General features: G+C 67.4%; 16 protein-coding genes and 1 pseudogene. 7 read left to right on the forward strand and 10 right to left on the reverse strand.

What is annotated here, in order from left to right:
- The first annotated feature begins 211 nt into the window (after window positions 1-211).
- Genes E0T84_RS28200 through E0T84_RS28220 form a run of 5 tightly spaced genes read left to right on the forward strand, consistent with a single transcriptional unit; the run spans window position 212 to window position 5,014 of the window.
- On the forward strand, window positions 212-1,204 hold the full coding sequence (locus tag E0T84_RS28200) for a GlxA family transcriptional regulator (protein ID WP_249383768.1): 993 nt from the start codon (window positions 212-214) through the stop codon (window positions 1,202-1,204).
- A gap of 12 nt (window positions 1,205-1,216) precedes the next feature.
- Complete coding sequence (locus E0T84_RS28205) at window positions 1,217-1,960, forward strand: DJ-1/PfpI family protein (protein ID WP_138746118.1); 744 nt, start codon at window positions 1,217-1,219, stop codon at window positions 1,958-1,960.
- Window positions 1,961-2,005: 45 nt separating this feature from the next.
- Window positions 2,006-2,806, forward strand: a complete 801-nt coding sequence (locus tag E0T84_RS28210) for an alpha/beta fold hydrolase (RefSeq protein ID WP_138746119.1) — start codon at window positions 2,006-2,008, stop codon at window positions 2,804-2,806.
- Between the two features lie 16 nt (window positions 2,807-2,822).
- Complete coding sequence (gene menD / locus E0T84_RS28215; RefSeq protein ID WP_070945965.1) at window positions 2,823-4,496, forward strand: 2-succinyl-5-enolpyruvyl-6-hydroxy-3-cyclohexene-1-carboxylic-acid synthase; 1,674 nt, start codon at window positions 2,823-2,825, stop codon at window positions 4,494-4,496.
- A 35-nt stretch (window positions 4,497-4,531) separates the two neighbouring features.
- A complete protein-coding gene (locus E0T84_RS28220) occupies window positions 4,532-5,014 on the forward strand; it encodes a DUF3592 domain-containing protein (RefSeq protein ID WP_070187075.1) in 483 nt (160 codons plus the stop codon).
- Here E0T84_RS28220 and E0T84_RS28225 read toward each other — a convergent pair.
- Window positions 4,998-5,690: a thioredoxin domain-containing protein gene (locus tag E0T84_RS28225; RefSeq protein WP_249383767.1), complete on the reverse strand. Its 693-nt coding sequence runs from the start codon at window positions 5,688-5,690 to the stop codon at window positions 4,998-5,000. The two genes, E0T84_RS28220 and E0T84_RS28225, sit on opposite strands and share 17 nt — an antisense overlap.
- Window positions 5,691-5,779: 89 nt before the next feature.
- Here E0T84_RS28225 and E0T84_RS28230 point away from each other — a divergent pair, with 89 nt between their 5' ends.
- Complete coding sequence (locus tag E0T84_RS28230; protein WP_070187042.1) at window positions 5,780-6,907, forward strand: glycosyltransferase family 1 protein; 1,128 nt, start codon at window positions 5,780-5,782, stop codon at window positions 6,905-6,907.
- Between the two features lie 38 nt (window positions 6,908-6,945).
- On the opposite strand, the gene E0T84_RS28235 is transcribed toward E0T84_RS28230, so the two are convergent.
- The 3 genes and pseudogenes from E0T84_RS28235 to E0T84_RS28245 all read right to left on the reverse strand — a co-directional run.
- On the reverse strand, window positions 6,946-7,782 hold the full coding sequence (locus E0T84_RS28235) for an alpha/beta fold hydrolase (RefSeq protein WP_075910261.1): 837 nt from the start codon (window positions 7,780-7,782) through the stop codon (window positions 6,946-6,948).
- Window positions 7,783-7,827: 45 nt separating this feature from the next.
- The gene (locus tag E0T84_RS28240; RefSeq protein WP_138746120.1) at window positions 7,828-9,783 is read right to left on the reverse strand and encodes an aconitate hydratase; all 1,956 of its coding nucleotides are present in this window, start codon (window positions 9,781-9,783) and stop codon (window positions 7,828-7,830) included.
- A 39-nt stretch (window positions 9,784-9,822) separates the two neighbouring features.
- Window positions 9,823-9,981: pseudogene (locus E0T84_RS28245) on the reverse strand (short-chain dehydrogenase/reductase); the annotation flags it as partial.
- A 122-nt stretch (window positions 9,982-10,103) separates the two neighbouring features.
- Between E0T84_RS28245 and E0T84_RS28250 the strand changes: the two are divergent.
- On the forward strand, window positions 10,104-10,796 hold the full coding sequence (locus E0T84_RS28250) for a demethylmenaquinone methyltransferase (RefSeq protein ID WP_070187046.1): 693 nt from the start codon (window positions 10,104-10,106) through the stop codon (window positions 10,794-10,796).
- A 15-nt stretch (window positions 10,797-10,811) separates the two neighbouring features.
- Here E0T84_RS28250 and E0T84_RS28255 read toward each other — a convergent pair whose 3' ends face one another.
- From E0T84_RS28255 to E0T84_RS28280, 6 genes are all read right to left on the reverse strand, one after another.
- Window positions 10,812-11,486, reverse strand: coding sequence for a sensor domain-containing protein (locus E0T84_RS28255; RefSeq protein WP_131823128.1), 675 nt, complete (start codon window positions 11,484-11,486; stop codon window positions 10,812-10,814).
- Between the two features lie 91 nt (window positions 11,487-11,577).
- Window positions 11,578-12,285: an oxygenase MpaB family protein gene (locus E0T84_RS28260; RefSeq protein WP_070187077.1), complete on the reverse strand. Its 708-nt coding sequence runs from the start codon at window positions 12,283-12,285 to the stop codon at window positions 11,578-11,580.
- The gene (locus E0T84_RS28265; protein WP_070187048.1) at window positions 12,282-13,187 is read right to left on the reverse strand and encodes an oxygenase MpaB family protein; all 906 of its coding nucleotides are present in this window, start codon (window positions 13,185-13,187) and stop codon (window positions 12,282-12,284) included. Before E0T84_RS28265 ends, E0T84_RS28260 begins: the two co-directional genes overlap by 4 nt.
- Before the next feature lie 40 nt (window positions 13,188-13,227).
- Window positions 13,228-13,848: a mce associated protein mas1a gene (locus E0T84_RS28270; protein ID WP_138746121.1), complete on the reverse strand. Its 621-nt coding sequence runs from the start codon at window positions 13,846-13,848 to the stop codon at window positions 13,228-13,230.
- Window positions 13,845-15,068, reverse strand: a complete 1,224-nt coding sequence (locus tag E0T84_RS28275) for an MlaD family protein (RefSeq protein ID WP_138746122.1) — start codon at window positions 15,066-15,068, stop codon at window positions 13,845-13,847. Before E0T84_RS28275 ends, E0T84_RS28270 begins: the two co-directional genes overlap by 4 nt.
- On the reverse strand, window positions 15,065-16,135 hold the full coding sequence (locus E0T84_RS28280) for an MlaD family protein (protein WP_138746123.1): 1,071 nt from the start codon (window positions 16,133-16,135) through the stop codon (window positions 15,065-15,067). Before E0T84_RS28280 ends, E0T84_RS28275 begins: the two co-directional genes overlap by 4 nt.
- Between the last annotated feature and the right edge of the window lie 4 nt (window positions 16,136-16,139).

Consider the following 16,139-nt stretch of genomic DNA (forward strand, 5'->3'; position numbering starts at 1 on the left):
TCTGGAGTTAGAAGTCGACCATCGCTTCGGCGTAACTCAACGCTCACCGGCCGGCGGCTCGGTTAAACAGCGTCCTCCCAACCACGCCACACCGCTCGAAGATCCGCCGTTCCCTCCCCATTAGCGTTGCAGCCGCCAATAGATCGATGTCCTGATTTGTGGGGTACACGGCATAGACGCCATCGCCGAGGTCGCGAACACTGAAGAGGTGATGCGATCGGTGATGATCCTGGGCTATGCCGGGGTGCAGGCTCTGGACCTGGTCGGGCCGTTCGACGTGTTCTCCACCGCCACTCTGGTCCTGGCCGGAAAAGGCAGGCCCGACGACGGCTATGCCGTCACCTTGACCGCCGTGGACGGCCAACCCGTGGCCACCCTTACCGGGTTGGAGTTCGTCGCGGCCCCGCTGCCCGACTTTCATGAGCCGATCGACACGATCGTCATCCCGGGCGGAATCGGCGCCGACGCCGCCCGCGGCAACCCGGCCGTCGTCGACTGGATCAGCACCGCGGCCAAGCACGCCCGCCGCGTCGTCAGTGTGTGCACAGGAGCGTTCCTGGCTGCCCAGGCCGGCCTGCTCGACGGCTGCCCGGCCACCACCCACTGGTCCGAGGCGCGCCGGATGGCCGAGGAATTCCCTTTGGTGGCAGTCGATCCGGAGCCGATCTTCGTCCGGAGCTCCGAGCAGGTGTGGACGGCGGCCGGCGTCACGGCGGGGATCGACCTGGCGTTGGCGCTGGTCGAGGATGACTACGGCACCGACGTCGCGCAGACCGTCGCCCGGTACCTGGTGCTGTATCTGCGCCGCCCCGGCGGGCAGACACAGTTCGCCGCGCCGGTGTGGATGCCACGGGCCAAACGGGCCCCGATCCGTGCGGTGCAGGAAGCTATCGAGACCGAACCCGGTGGCACACACAGCATTTCCGAGCTGGCCCGGCGCGCGGCGATGAGCCCGCGGCATTTCACCAGGGTGTTCACCGATGAGGTCGGGGAAGCACCCGGCGCTTACGTCGAGCGTATCCGCACCGATGCCGCGCGCCGCCAGCTCGAGGAGTCCGACGACACCGTCACCGCGATCGCCGCCCGGTGCGGGTTCGGCACCGCGGAGACCATGAGGCGCAATTTTGTTCGACGCCTCGGTATTTCACCCGACCAATATCGAAAGACATCCGCGCACTCGAGGAGTGCGGATTTAACCGCCTGAAAGGACCAACCCATGCAGATCGCCATCGTGTTGTACCCCAGCTTCACCGCGCTCGACTTCATCGGGCCCTATGAGGTGTTGCGCAACCTGCCTGACACCGAAGTGCGTTTCGTCTGGTACGAGCCGGGCCCCGTCACCGCCGATTCCGGCGTGCTGACCGTGGGCGCCACCCACAGTTTCGACGAAACCCCGTCACCCGACGTGGTGCTGGTGCCCGGCGGTCCGGGTACCACCATGGTGGCCCGCGACGAGAAGGTGCTCGACTGGCTGCGCCGGGTGTACCCGGGCAGCACGTGGATGGCGTCGGTGTGCTCGGGCTCGGTGGCGCTTGCCGCGGCGGGACTCCTCGAGGGTAAACCCGCCACCTCGCACTGGTCGGTGCTGAGTGCGTTGAAGCTGATGGGCGCGAAACCGGTGGCCGACCAGCGCATCGTGCGCGCCGAGCCCGACGGCAAGGTGATCACGGCGGCAGGCGTCTCGGCGGGCATCGACCTGGGTATCTGGTTGGCCGGCCAGATCGCCGGCGAGGCGAAGGCCAAGGCCATTCAGTTGATGATCGAGTACGACCCGCAGCCCCCGTTCGATTCCGGGCACATGTCGAAGGCGAGCGCGGCCACCAAAGCCGGTGCCACCGCGCTGCTGAGCAAGGACATGATCAAGCCCGAACCGCTCAAGGCCGGGGTACTGCTGGCGTGGGATCAGGCGATCCGGCGGGCGCGGGGGCGGCACAAGCGCGTGAGCGCTAATCCGGCCTGAGCGCGTGATCTGTTGCACTGAGCACCATCGAGTAGCGTCGGCCGGGTGAATCTGGCTTATGACGACCGAGGCAAGGGCCAGCCGGTGCTGTTCATCGCGGGCCGCGGAGGTGCCGGGCGCACCTGGCATCTGCATCAGGTCCCGGCGTTGCAGCGGGCCGGCTACCGCGTCATCACCTTCGACAACCGTGGAGTCGGCGCCACCGAGAACGCCGCCGGGTTCGGTACTGCGCAGATGGTGGCCGACACCGCCGAGCTGATCGAGACGCTGGGGGCCGCGCCTGCGCACCTCGTGGGGGTGTCGATGGGCTCTTTCATTGCCCAGGAACTGATGCTGGCCCGCCCAGACCTGGTGCGTTCGGCGGTTCTGATGGCCACCCGCGGCCGTCACGACCGGGCCCGTGAGTTCTTCCGCGATGCCGAACGGGACTTCGCGACCTCGGGTGTTCAGCTGCCACCGAAGTTCGACGCCAAGATGCGGATGTTGGAGAGCTTCTCGCCCAAGACGCTCAACGACGACCGCCTGGTGCGCGACTGGGCCGAGATGTTCACCATGTGGCCCACCAAGCAGACCCCGGGCCTGCTCACGCAGCTCGATGTCGGGCCCGAGGACAACCGGCTTCCGGCCTACCGGTCCATCACCACGCCGGTGCTGGTCATGGGGTTTGCCGACGACGTGGTGTTGCCCGCTCACCTGGGTCGTGAGGTCGCCGACGCGATCCCCACCGCCCGGTACCTGGAGATCCCCGACACAGGCCACCTGGGTTTCATCGAGAAGCCGGACGTCGTCAATGCCGCGCTGCTCGAGTTCCTGGCCGGTCAGACCGGTCTGACCGGCCAGTACTGAAGAATAGGGTGGAGTCGTGAACCCCTCGACGGCACAGGCGCGCGTAGTCGTCGACGAACTGATCCGCGGCGGTGTCCGCGATGTCGTGCTGTGCCCGGGCTCGCGTAACGCCCCGCTGGCGTTCGCGCTGTCCGACGCCGACCGCGCCGGCCGGATCCGGCTGCATGTCCGGATCGACGAGCGCACGGCCGGGTATCTGGCCATCGGGCTGGCGACCGGGGGAGGCACGGACGAACGGTCCCCGGTCTGTATCGCGATGACCTCGGGCACGGCGGTCGCCAACCTCGGCCCCGCGGTCGTCGAGGCCAACTACGCCCGGGTGCCGCTGATCGTGCTGAGCGCCAACCGGCCGTACGAGATGCTGGGCACCGGCGCCAACCAGACCTTCGAGCAGCTGGGCTATTTCGGTACTCAGGTGCGCGCCAACATCAGTCTGGGCCTGGCGCCCGAGTTGACCGGGAGCCAACCCGGCGAGCTGGACACCCTCAACGCCCAGTGGCGTTCGGCGACCTGCCGGGTGCTGGCGGCGGCCACCGGATCGCGCACGGCCAACGCCGGGCCGGTGCAGTTCGACATCCCGTTGCGCGAACCGCTGGTTCCCGACCGCGCGCACGGGGATTCATCGATCCCGCCGGGCCGCCCGGACGGCAAGCCCTGGACCTATACCCCGCCGGTGAGTTTCGACCAGCCGCTGGAGATCGACCTCACCCCCGACACCGTGGTGATTGCCGGGCACGGTGCCGGTGTTCACCCGAATCTGGCCGGGTTGCCGACGGTGGCCGAGCCCACCGCGCCGCGTCCGGAGAACCCGCTGCACCCACTGGCACTGCGCCTGGTGCATCCCAAACAGGTCATCATGCTGGGCCGTCCCACCCTGCACCGGCCGGTTTCGGCGCTGCTGGCCGATCCGGCGGTGCCGGTCTATGCGCTGACCACCGGCCCGCGCTGGCCCGATGTGTCGGGCAACTCGATGGCCACCGGCACCCGTGCGGTGACGGCCGGCGCGCCCGACCCGGCCTGGCTGGCCCGCTGCAGCGAGCTCAACGGCCACGCCGTCGCGGCAGTACGCGATCAACTCGCGTCGCATCCGCTGACCACCGGCCTGCACGTGGCCGCCGTGGTCGCCGACGCGTTGCGGCCCGGGGATCAGCTGGTGCTGGGCGCGTCCAACCCGGTGCGCGACGCCGCGCTGGTGGGTCCGGGCACCGAGGGGGTCAAGGTGCGTTCCAACCGCGGTGTGGCCGGTATCGACGGCACGGTGTCGACGGCGATCGGTGCGGCGCTGGCCCACGAACGGGCGGGTGGCGGCAACGGGCCGCGCAGGACCATCGCGCTGATCGGGGACCTGACCTTCGTGCACGACAGCTCGGGCCTGTTGATCGGGCCCACCGAGCCGACACCGCGCAACCTGACCATCGTGGTGTCCAACGACAACGGCGGCGGCATCTTCGAGCTGCTCGAGCAGGGCGATCCACGGTTCGCCGATGTCTCGTCACGGATCTTCGGCACCCCGCACGATGTGGATGTCGCGGCGTTGTGCCGCGCGTATCACGTCGACAGCCGGCAGATGGAGGTCGGCGATCTCGCCGCGGCGCTGGCCGAACCCTTCGACGGCATGCGGGTGCTGGAGGTGAAGGCCGACCGGTCGTCGCTGCGCGCCCTGCACGCGTCGATCAAGGCGGCCCTGTGAGGCCGGCGCAGATCGCGGCCCGTTTGCGGGCGTGGATGCAGCCGCTGATTCCGCATCTGTACGGCGAACCGGGGGAGACGCGGTCGCAGCGGATCATCCGCCGGGTGCGCATCGGTGTGGTGATCGCCGCATGTCTGGTCACGTTGCAGTCGGTGCTACTGGTGGTCGGCGCCTGGCGCAACGATCAGCAGATCGAGCGCCACATGGGGGTGGCCGCCGCGGAGGTGCTCAGCGCCGGGCCGCGCCGCTCGACGATCGAGTTCGTGACACCCGACCGCGTCACCTACCGCCCGGAGCTGGGCGTGCTGTACCCGTCCGAACTCGACGCCGGGATGCGGATCTATGTCGAGTACGACAAGAACAATCCCGATCTGGTGCGGGTCCGCGACCGCAATGCGTCGCTGGCGATCATCCCGGCCGGTTCGATCGCGGTGGTGGGCTGGCTGGTCGCGGCCGCGGCGCTGACGCTGCTGGCGTTCCTGCAGCGACGGCTGAGCCGGGTCAGCTCTGCGGCGTAGTCAGTAGTTTGTCCAGCCAGTCGGGGTCGCTGGTGTCCACCACTTGCTGGCCCACCAGGTCGTAGACCGCAGGGGTGGACACCTCGTATTGGGTTTCGCTGAGCAGCCCGGCGTTGGCGTCGTTGAGTTGGCCGGCGTCGATCGCCTTTTCTCCGGTGGCGATCTTGTCGACCTGCTCGGAGCCGACCCCGCTGTCGGAGGCCATGGCCGCGATGGCTTCGTCGGTGGGTCCGGGCGAGCCCTCGGGTTGCTGGTGGCCCCAAAGGTCCTGCACGAATGCCTGGAACGCGGTCCCGGTGGTGTTCGGGCCCGCGGCCAGGAACAGCGCGTTGGCGACGCGCGCCGAGTACTCCGTGACGGAGCGGTCCAGGAAGGTCAGTGGGCGGTACGTCACCGCCAGGCGGCCTTGGCCGACGGCCGCAGCGATGGCGTCGCCGGACTCGTGCTGCAGGTGGGCGCATGCCGGGCACTGCGGTTCGGTGAACAACTCGATCTGCGCGGGCGCGTCGGGGTAGCCGATCTTGATGCCCGCGCCGTCCTTGGTGATCTCGCTGCCCGGCTTGTTTCCGCTGGCCTGCGCGGTGCCGTCGACGACGCGGCTGCAGCCCGCGGTGGAGCCGGCAACGGACAAGGCCAGCACGGCCAGCATCGCTGCGGCGACGCGAGACAATCGCATGCGGCAACCCTATCCCTGCGCATCAGGTTTTAGCGTGTCGTATCCCCGGACGCTACCTCGGCGACAGGTGCCGCTGGAACCATCCAAGTGTGCGCGTTGCGATCGTTGCAGAGTCCTTCCTCCCGAATGTCAACGGCGTCACCAACTCGGTGCTTCGGGTGATCGAGCATCTCCGCCGCACGGGCCACGAGGTACTCGTCATCGCCCCGGACACGCCGCGGGGTCAGCCGCCGGCCGAACGCCTGCACGACGGGGTGCGGGTGCACCGCGTGCCGTCGCGGATGTTTCCCAAGGTGACCTCGCTGCCGCTGGGTGTGCCGCGGCCCCGGATGGTGAATGTGCTGCGCGGCTTCGACCCGGACGTCGTGCATCTGGCGTCGCCGGCATTGCTCGGCTGGGGTGGGGTGCACGCGGCCCGTTATCTGGGTGTGCCGACGGTGGCGGTGTTCCAGACCGATGTCGCCGGTTTCGCCGAGAGCTACGGCATCGGCGTCCTCTCGCGGGCCTCGTGGGCGTGGACGCGGCGGTTGCACAGCAAGGCCGACCGCACCCTGGCGCCGTCCACGTCGGCGATGGAAAACCTTGATTCACATCGGATTCCGCGCGTGTTCAAGTGGGGCCGCGGGGTTGACATCACCGGTTTCGCGCCGTCGGCGCGCGATGAGCAGTTGCGCGCGTCGTGGTCTGCCGAGGGCAGGCCGATCGTGGGGTTCGTCGGGAGGCTGGCGCCCGAGAAGCATGTGGAGCGGCTGGCAGCCTTGGCCGGGCGTGAAGACCTGCAGCTGGTGGTGGTGGGCGACGGGGTGGATCGCGCCAAACTCCAAACGGTCCTGCCCACAGCCGTTTTCACCGGTGAACTGCACGGGCCAGAGCTGGCCGCGGCCTACGCCAGCATGGACGTCTTCGTCCATCCCGGTGAGCACGAGACGTTTTGCCAAGCCGTGCAGGAGGCGATGGCCTCAGGGCTGCCGGTGATCGCTCCCGATGCGGGTGGTCCCAGAGATCTCGTGGCGCCGTACCGCACCGGGCTCTTGCTGCCGGTCGACGAGTTCGAGTCCGCGCTGCCCGCCTCCGTGGAACATCTGATCGCCGAGCGGTCGCGCTACTCGTTGGCCGCACGCCGAAGCGTGCTGAGTCGCACCTGGCCGGCCATCTGCGATGAGTTGATCGGGCACTATGAGGCCGTGCAGGGCCTGCGGCAGCTGCGCGCGGCTTGATCATCTTTCGGGCGCAACAAGGTTCAGGCGCAACAGGTTCAGGAGCGCAGCCACGCCAGCAGGTCAGCCATGATCGTCTCGGCCTGGGTGGTCGGCATGCCGTGCGGGAAATCTGGGTAGCTCTTGAGGGTCCCGTTGGGCAGCAGCTTCGCCGACAGCGGACCGGAATCGGCGTACGGCACGATCTGGTCGTCTTCGCCGTGCATCACCAACGACGGCAGGGTGATCTTCTTGAGATCCTCGGTGAAATCGGTCTGGGAGAACGCAACGATGCCGTCGTAGTGGGCTTTGGGATCGCCCATCATGCCCTGTCGCCACCAGTTGGCGATGATCGCCTCGCGGGCAGGCTGCGGGGTCTTCTCTTGTTCCCGGTTGAAGCCGTAGAACGGGCCTGACGGCAGGGCGCGGTAGAACACCGAACGGTTGGCCGCCAACTGTGCCTGCAGGTCATCGAATACCGACTTGGGCAGCCCGCCCGGGTTGGCGTCGGTCTGCACCATCAGCGGGGGCACCGAGCTGATCAGCACCGCATGCGCGGCCCGGTCCAGGCCGTGGCGCGCCAGATAGCGCACCAGCTCACCGCCGCCGGTCGAGTGCCCGACGTGGATGGCATCGTGCAGGTCCAGGTGCTGGACGACGGCGGCGAGGTCGTCGGCGTAGTGGTCCATGTCGTGACCGTCGGCCACCTGCGATGAGCGTCCGTGGCCCCGGCGGTCATGGGCGACGACACGGTAACCGTGCTGCAGGAAGAACAGCATGAACGTGTCCCAGTCGTCGGCGGACAACGGCCACCCGTGGCTGAACACGATCGGCTGGCCCGAGCCCCAATCCCGATAGAAAATCTCGACATTGTCAGAAGTCGTGATCGTCGGCATGGGCCCAAGGCTACGCCCGCGGGCCCTTTGCTGGCGGGGATCGATCTAGTTTTTCTCCTGCGCGGCCAGCCACGGAATGAGCCCACCCGCCAGCACATGCCGGATCTGCCTCGGCGAAAGGTGATGGCGCACCGGAAATGACGTGCCCTGCGTGGTGTTGGTCACTGTGATCGGATCGCCCTCGGCCAGTGCCTGCCGCAGCCCGCCCAGCGTCAGCACATCATCTTGTGCCACCGAGTCGTAATCGGCGGGATCGGCGAATTCCAGTGCCAGCACACCGAAATTGGCCAGGTTCTGCCAATGGATACGCGCGAACGACTTGGCGATCACCGCCTGCAACCCGAGATAGCGCGGCGCGATCGCGGCGTGCTCGCGTGAGGAGCCCTGGCCGTAATTCTCCCCGCCGACGATGATGTGGCCGGTTTGCGCGGACTGCGCTCGTTGCGGATAGGTCTCGTCGATCTGGGTGAAGCTGAAGGTGGCGAGTTTCGGGATGTTCGACCGGAACGGTAGCGCCCGGGCACCCGCCGGGGAGATCTCGTCGGTCGAGATGTTGTCGCCGACTTTGAGCAGGACCGGCGCCTCGATCATGTCGGGCAGCGGCGTCAGCTCCGGCAGGCTGGAGATGTTGGGACCCTTGATGACTTCGACAGCCTGGGCCTGCTCGGGTGCGGCGGGGGCCACCAGCATGGCGGTGTTGACGCTGCAGTGGGCGGGCAGATCGAGCTCGGGATACTCGATCCCGTTGTCGGCGGCCCATTGTCTGGGGTCGGTGATGACACCCGTGATCGCCGACGCCGCAGCGGTTTCCGGGGAGCACAGCCACACCGAATCCTCCTTGGTGCCGGAGCGGCCGGGGAAGTTGCGGGGCATGGTGCGCAGGGAATTGCGGCCGGTGGCCGGAGCCTGGCCCATCCCGATGCAACCCATGCAGCCCGCCTGGTGGATCCGTGCACCGTTGATCACGAGCTCGGTCGTGGCGCCCATCGTGGTCAGGTCGGTGAGGATCTCACGGGAGGTGGGGTTGACGTCGAAGCTGACGTCGGGCGAGGTCTGGTGGCCGTGCACCATCGCCGCGGCGATGGCGAAGTCCCGCAATCCGGGGTTGGCGCTGGAGCCGATGACAACCTGGGCCACCGGTTCGCCTGCCACCTCCGACACCGGGACGACGTTGCCCGGCGACGACGGTTTGGCGATCAACGGTTCGAGTGCCGACAGGTCGATGACCTCGTCGATGTCGTATTGCGCACCGTCGTCGGCCACGAGCTCAACCCAGTCGTCACCGCGGTCCTCGGCGACGAGGAAATCACGCACCGCGTCGTCGCTGGGGAACACGGTTGTGGTGGCGCCGAGCTCGGCACCCATGTTGGCGATGACGTGGCGGTCCATGGCCGACAGCCCGCCCAGCCCGGGGCCGTGGTATTCGATGATGCGATTGACGCCGCCCTTGACGTCATGGCGCCGCAACATCTCCAGGATCACGTCTTTCGCCGAACACCATTGCGGCAGTTCGCCTTCCAGGCGCACCCCCCATACTTCGGGCGCGCGGAGGTGCAACGGCTCGCCGGCGATGGCCAGCGCCACCTCGAGCCCGCCGACGCCGATCGCCAACATCCCCAGCGATCCGGCCGCCGGGGTGTGGGAGTCCGAACCCACCATCGTCTTGCCGGGTATGCCGAAGCGTTGCATGTGAGTCGGGTGGGAGACCCCGTTGCCGGGCTTGGAGAACCACAGGCCGAAGTGTTGCGCAGCGGTCCGCAGGTACTCGTGGTCCTCGGCGTTCTTCTCGTCGGTCTGCAGCAGATTGTGATCGACGTATTGCACGCTGACCTCGGTGCGGGCCCGGTCGAGCCCGAGCGCCTCTAGTTCCTGCATCACCAGCGTCCCCGTGGCGTCCTGGGTCAGCGTCTGGTCGATGCGGATCGCGATCTCGTCCCCGGGCGTCATCGACCCGGAGACGAGATGGGATCCGATCAGCTTCTGTGTGACGGTCTCCGGCATCTATGCAGGCTTCCCCGGGTATTGCCGGATGAAACGCCCCTACCCTTGCGCGAGCACCGACACCGGCTGCCACTGCTCCGACGTCGCCGGCCGGCTCTCGTAATCGGCCTTTGCCAGCTGCAACGGCAGCTCGCCGAAGAACACCCGCAGCGGCGGGTTCTCGGCGTCGACGATCTGGAGGACCGCCGCGGCCGAATCCTCTCGATGCACCGGTGATGAACCACACTTTTTCACTCATGATCAGGTTCAAGTCGGCGTGGCGAACCCCAATTCGCGGTCGCAGAAAATTCACCGGGATGGCTACGGGTAGCGTCGGCGGCGTGAGCCGAGCGAGCCTGGAGAAGAACCCCCACGAAGTGGCGTCGATGTTCGATGCCGTGGCACGGCGCTACGACCTGACCAACACGGTGCTCTCACTCGGGCAGGACCGGTTCTGGCGCCGGCAGACGCGTGCCGCGCTCGGGATCGGCCCCGGCGACAAGGTGCTCGACCTGGCGGCAGGCACCGCGGTGTCGACGGTCGAATTGGCGTCCTCGGGTGCCTGGTGCGTGGCCGCGGACTTCTCGGTGGGCATGCTCGCCGCGGGGGCGTCGCGCCCGGTGCCGAAGGTGGGGGCCGACGCCACCCGGCTGCCGTTCGCCGACGGGGTGTTCGACGCGGTCACGATCAGCTTCGGGTTGCGCAACGTCGTCGACCACGTTGCGGGTCTGCGTGAGATGGCCCGGGTGACGAGGCCCGGTGGCCGGCTGGTGGTGTGCGAGTTCTCCACGCCGACCAACGCTGCGTTCGCCACGCTCTACAAGGAGTACCTGATGCAGGCGCTGCCGCGGATGGCCACCGCGGTGTCGAGTAATCCGGACGCCTATGTGTACCTGGCCGAGTCAATCCGGGCCTGGCCGGATCAGGCCGAGCTGGCCCGGCGCATCGGCGAGGCCGGGTGGTCACAGGTCAAGTGGCGCAACCTGACCGGCGGCATCGTGGCGCTGCACGCGGCTACCAAGCCGGCGTCCTGAGCACCGCTGAGCTGTTCAGCGCCGCGCGTTGGCGACCAACTTGTTGACGACGGTGGCGGCCTGGTCGTGGATGTCATGGCCGCACACCTTGGCCTCGACGGACATTCTGGAGACCGTCGCGCTGGCGTGCTGGCAGGACCATCCGTCGGTGCCCTCGCGGGTGGCTGTCTGTTTGATCAGCTCATCGCCGAAGATGAGCTCGCCGATGTTCCAGACCTCGATGCCGTGCTCCTCGTGAATCGGGACCGCAGATCCGGTGCATTCGCCCCATACCTTCGCCGAGATCTTCCGCATGCTTCGGGCCTCGTCCTCAGAGGTGTAGAGCACCGCGGCCTGTTGCACCCAATGTCGGTGGTCGGAGTCTGAGTCTTGGGCTATCTGGTTGCGTACCGCGGTCCAGTACGTGAACCGGTAGTCCATGTCTTCTGCGGGATACAGTGCGGCCAGGCACCTTTCGCTACGAACTTTCGGAAAGTTGTCGTTCATCTCGGCGGAATTTCTGGTCAACACCAGGTTCTTGGCACCGACGATCGCCTTGAGTTCGTCGATCGGCAACATGATCTGCTCGAGCTTGATCTCCTCCGGTGGCGGAGCCTTCGGCTGGGCGGTTCCGGACACGGTGCTCGTGCAACCGGTCATGGCGGCGAACGCCACCGCGACAACGACACACAACATCCGAGGTCTGCGCACCCGCTCATTCTCGCCCCTTCCCTCGCCGAAATGGCATGCCGGCAGGATTTGTGCGAGTAGCCACCTGCTGGAATGCCGTTTCGGCGGAAGGTCAGGACAGGGCACGGCTGAGCACGGTGAACCGCCGCAGGGCGCGCTGATCGCCGGGGCTGATCCGGGTTCCGGTCAACTCGGCCGCGCGGGGGTGCTGCATGGCCCGGATCGCCCGGCGCGGCACGGCCCGCGGCCACCAGTCCGTCGGCGCGAACATCTGCCGGCGGAACGGCTCGAAGTGCGCGCCCGCGCTCAGCTGAGTGCGGCACGCCGCTTCGAAGTACTCACAGAAATCGGGCCAGCTCGCCGGCATCGGCCGCGTGGAGATGCCGTAGCGGCGGTACCACGCGCAGCACTGCTGATAGAGCTGCTCGTGCTCGCGCTCGTCGAGCCTCCGGATGAAGGTGTTGACCATCATCACCAGGCTTTCCACGTAGGTGGCGTGCTGGAAGTGGAACACCTCGGGATTGAGCGCGTGGTACTTCTGCCCGGCCGGATCACGGCCCTTGACCTCTTCGTGTGCGAACCGGATGTAGGGGCGCATGTCCACCTCGGCGAAGGCGATCCGGATCGCCTGGGTCACTGTGCGTTTGTGGTGCAGCCAGACCCGTCGCCGCAGCAGGGCATGCTGGGAGATCCCGGTGGCGATCGTCGGATGCAGCGACTGCAGGCAGACCGCCCGCGGCAGCACGAACAGAAACCGTCGGTCCGGCAGATGACGCCCCAGCAGGGTGTCCGGGCCGAGATCGGCCGCCGCCGGCGTCAGATCAGCGCCTTCTTGCGACGGATCCGGCGGCGCAGATCCTTCATCAGCACCGTGTAGTTGCCGTTGCGCAGCGACTTCGGCAGGAAGCGGTTGACGAACGCCACGAACAGGAAGAGGTGTTCGAACCGGCGCCGGTCCGTTTCGGTCCACTCCAGTCCCATCGCGTCGCGGAACACCGGCGCCAGGAAGCCGATGGTCAAGAACCGCAGCAGCGGCGCGAGCATCTTGCGCATCGGCCAGTTGATCATCCGCAGGTCCACCAGGACCATGAGGTAATCCCGTACGAACGGGGTCATGTCGACGCGTTCGCACGCGGTGTTCCAATACGCGTCGAAGTCTGCCCGGGTGGCCGGCCACATTTCTTCGAGCACCTGCAGGGTGGTGCCGATCGTCATCGCACTCTGGTAGAAGGTCTCGGCTTGCTCCTCGGTCATGGTGCCGTACAGCAGCTGATGGGTGTCCTCGTAGAAGATGAAAAGGCATGCCGCCACCCACAACTGGAGTTCGCGGTTGAACGCGTTGTACTTGACCGGGCTGTCTTCGGTGGATCTGACCTGGCGGTGCGCGACGTTGACCGCCTCGCGGTAGGCGTTCTTCTCCTCGTCGGTGCCGAGGATCGCCACGGTCAGGTACTGCGCGGTGGTGCGCAACCGCTTCCACGGATGGTGCACCAAACTGCCTGACTCCACCCGGCTTTCGGCCACGCCGTAGCCGACTTCCGGCCAGCTCATCTGCATGATGACGTTGGCCGCCGCCCCGGCGGCGGACCAGAAGTCCAGTGCGTCGGTGAGGTCGACGTGTTTCTTGCGGATCCACCGGGGCACCCGCTGAGTGACGGTGATGCGCGTTTCGGCAGTGGTCAACCGCGGTTCGGCGGCCAGATCCACGTATGTCGCCGGCATGGGACTCCTCTCGGGGGCGAACTATGGCTAACGGGGGGGATTACACGGTCTGCACGTCGTCGACGATCCAGCGATCGCCGCTGCGCACCAGCTTGACCACCATGCGGTACTTCTGGTCGCTGCCTTGGGGCGCAGTCACATTGGTGACATGCTGATCGACGAACGCCACGACGGTCGCCGCGTCGCCGTCGAGTGAGTCGACCACCACGTGGTCTGCGGTCGCGGTCGCGACACCTTTGCTGGTCACCACGATGTCGCGCAGCGCCTTGACCATCTCGTCGTATTTGGCCGCGAAGCCGGGCGTGGAATTGGCGACGATGTGTTCGCGGTTGGCGTCCATCTTCTGGTAGTCGAACGCGGCCATCGCCACCAGGTAGTCCCGCGACATCGCCACGGCCTGGCTGCGCAAGGCGTCATCGCGACGGTGTTGGTATTCGCTGATCGACAACAGCACCAGCGCCGTGGTGGCGGCGAGGGCCAGTAGTGCGATCAGGCCGACCACCACCGGGCGCCTGGTCCGGCCTGACCCGGACGCAGCTTCGAGCTCGTCGGTTTCGTCTGTGGTGTCTGCTGTGCCTTCTGAAGGATCCTCCAACGTCAGCACCGATTCGTTGCGGTCGTTGTCGGCGGAGCCGACGGAGTCGTCATCGGAATTGCTCACTGCGGGCCACCTTTCAGGATGCTGCGCCATTTGTAGGCCAGCTGGGCCAGGGTCGGGACCTTGACCGGGTCGTTGACCACCTCGGGGCCGATCGGGTGCCCGGGGGTCTGCGAGTTCTGCAGGCCGAGATCGTTGGGTCGGGGTGCGTTGATCGCGCCCCGCATCAGCATGTCGGGTGCCGGCGGGCAGTACATCACCAGGTTCGGTTCGGTCGGGCTGACGTCACCGATGGCTCGCCGGTCGACGTCGTAGTTGCACACCGGCCCCTGTGTGGCGATCAGCGAGAAGTCGGCGCGGGTCTGGCCGGTGGCGTCCAGCTTGACGATCGAGGTCAGGTCTTGCAGGCCTTTCGGGATCGTCGACAGTCCCGTCTGCAACGAGTCGGTGCGGTCGCCGATGATGGGGGTCACGGTGGCGAGGTTGGCCAGGGTGGCGCCGAAGGTGCCCTTATAGGTGTCGAGCACGCGTTGCAGCGAGGCCAGCGCGGCCGGCGAGTGGTCGGTCAGGTACAGGAATGCCGGTCCGCTGCCGTCGAGCTGATTGGCCAACCGCGCGCTGGCGCCCATACCGCGCACGAACGGGTCGCCCTGCCCGGCCATCGTGGTGACGAGCTCGGCGGTGCCCTCGATCAGCGGCTGCAGCTGACCGGTCTGGTTGCGGATCCGGGTGGACATGTCCGACGCGTTGTCGAGCAGCATGGCCAGATCGGGCCCCAGCCCGTCGAATGCGTTCGACAGCTCGGTGCCGACGTCCCGAACCGCTTGAGTGTCGATGCCTTTCACCAACTGAGCGGTGTCGCCCATGATCCGGTCCATCTGGATCGGTTGCCGGTCGGCCGGGGCGGCGATGGTGTCACCGGAGGCCAGGTAGGGCCCGGTGTCGGACTGCGGCATGATGTCGACGCTCTGGATGCCCGCGGCCGTGCCCATCCCGACGGTCAGGATCGCGTCCCGCGGGATCCGGGTGTCGGGGTCGATCGCCAGCCGCACCATGGCCGTGCCGTCGGGGTCCAGCCACACGTCGTCGACGGTGCCGACCTGCACGCCGCGTACCGTGACGCTGGTCCCCGCGGTAAGTCCGAACGCGTCGGTCATCGTCGCGGTCAGCGTCATCGGCGTCCGGAAGCCTTGCGGCCCGGCCACGTAACGGACTCCGAACGGGATGACGACCGCGGCGATCACCGCGAAGATCGCCAGCTGAACCACTACCAGACGTCTCAATTCAGGCCTCCCGACAAAAACCCATCGAGGGCGACGTCCCCGGTGATCGGGGTGCCGTTCACGATCAACCCTCCGGTGAGGAGTTTGTCGATGGTGCCCGGAATGTCCAGGGCCCCATCGAACATCAGGTAGTCGCCGTGCACCGAGCTGCCGAACTTCTCCAGGAAGGTGTTCATCGAGGTGAGCATCGCGCCGAGCCGGTCGTTGAAGGTACCCATCATGCCGACGACGGTGCCCGCGTCGGTCACCATGGTGTTGAGGTCGGTCGATTGCAGCACGCTGTTGGCGGTGGCGGCCAGCGCGGTGGTCGAGGAGAACAGGGTTTGCAGCTTGGCGCGCTGCACATCGAGCATCGCCACCACCTTGGGTACCGCGTCGAGGTATCCGGCCACAGCCTTCTGCTCGTTGCCGAACTGCCCGGCGATGTTGGCGGCCAGGCTCATCGCCTGATCGAATTCGCCCTGGTGTTCGGAGGCCTTGGCGGCCAGCAACGACATCGAGTCGATCAGGCCGCGTACCTTGTCGGCCCGGCCGGCGAATGCCTTGTCCAGTTCGGTGACGATGGTGGCCAACTGGTCGACGCCGCTACGGGACAGCAGGGCGCCGAATGTGGCCAGCGCGCTTTCGATCTGCGGCCCCAGTTCGGTGTGGCTGGGCGGGATCACGTCTCCGTCGCGCAATGCTCGCTGCGGTGCCGGCTGGGCGCTGCTGAGCCGGACGAACGGATTGCCCAGGGCCGAGGGCAGTTCCACGCTGGCCACCGTCGCGGAGTCCAGTCCGTCGGCATCGCTCAGGCTCAGCTGCACCGAGGCGCCCGAGGCGGCCAGGCTCATCCCGCTCACCCGGCCCACCACCTTCTGCCCGTTGCGCACGTCGGCGCCGATCGTGATGCCGTCGGCGGTCGGCAGCACGACCGTGACGGCCATGGTGTCGCTGGGGGAAGTGCGGCCCAGGGGTAAGTCCTGAATTCCGATATCGCTCAAGGCCCACACGGCGGCTGCGGCCACCACCACGGCGCAGCCGGTGGCGGCGCCGGTCAGGGTCGGGCGGGGCAGGGATCTACGCATGACC

This window comes from Mycobacterium sp. DBP42, assembly GCF_005924235.1.
Classification (GTDB): Bacteria; Actinomycetota; Actinomycetes; order Mycobacteriales; family Mycobacteriaceae; genus Mycobacterium; species Mycobacterium syngnathidarum.

What these genes read in the sequence shown, in the direction of transcription:
- E0T84_RS28200 (WP_249383768.1), top strand. Translation starts at nt 212, where the DNA reads ATGCGATCGGTGATGATCCTGGGCTATGCCGGGGTGCAGGCTCTGGAC.
- E0T84_RS28205 (WP_138746118.1), top strand. Translation starts at nt 1,217, where the DNA reads ATGCAGATCGCCATCGTGTTGTACCCCAGCTTCACCGCGCTCGACTTC.
- E0T84_RS28220 (WP_070187075.1), top strand. Translation starts at nt 4,532, where the DNA reads ATGCAGCCGCTGATTCCGCATCTGTACGGCGAACCGGGGGAGACGCGG.
- E0T84_RS28225 (WP_249383767.1), bottom strand. Translation starts at nt 5,690, where the DNA reads ATGCGATTGTCTCGCGTCGCCGCAGCGATGCTGGCCGTGCTGGCCTTG.
- E0T84_RS28235 (WP_075910261.1), bottom strand. Translation starts at nt 7,782, where the DNA reads ATGCCGACGATCACGACTTCTGACAATGTCGAGATTTTCTATCGGGAT.
- E0T84_RS28240 (WP_138746120.1), bottom strand. Translation starts at nt 9,783, where the DNA reads ATGCCGGAGACCGTCACACAGAAGCTGATCGGATCCCATCTCGTCTCC.
- E0T84_RS28265 (WP_070187048.1), bottom strand. Translation starts at nt 13,187, where the DNA reads ATGCCGGCGACATACGTGGATCTGGCCGCCGAACCGCGGTTGACCACT.
- E0T84_RS28280 (WP_138746123.1), bottom strand. Translation starts at nt 16,135, where the DNA reads ATGCGTAGATCCCTGCCCCGCCCGACCCTGACCGGCGCCGCCACCGGC.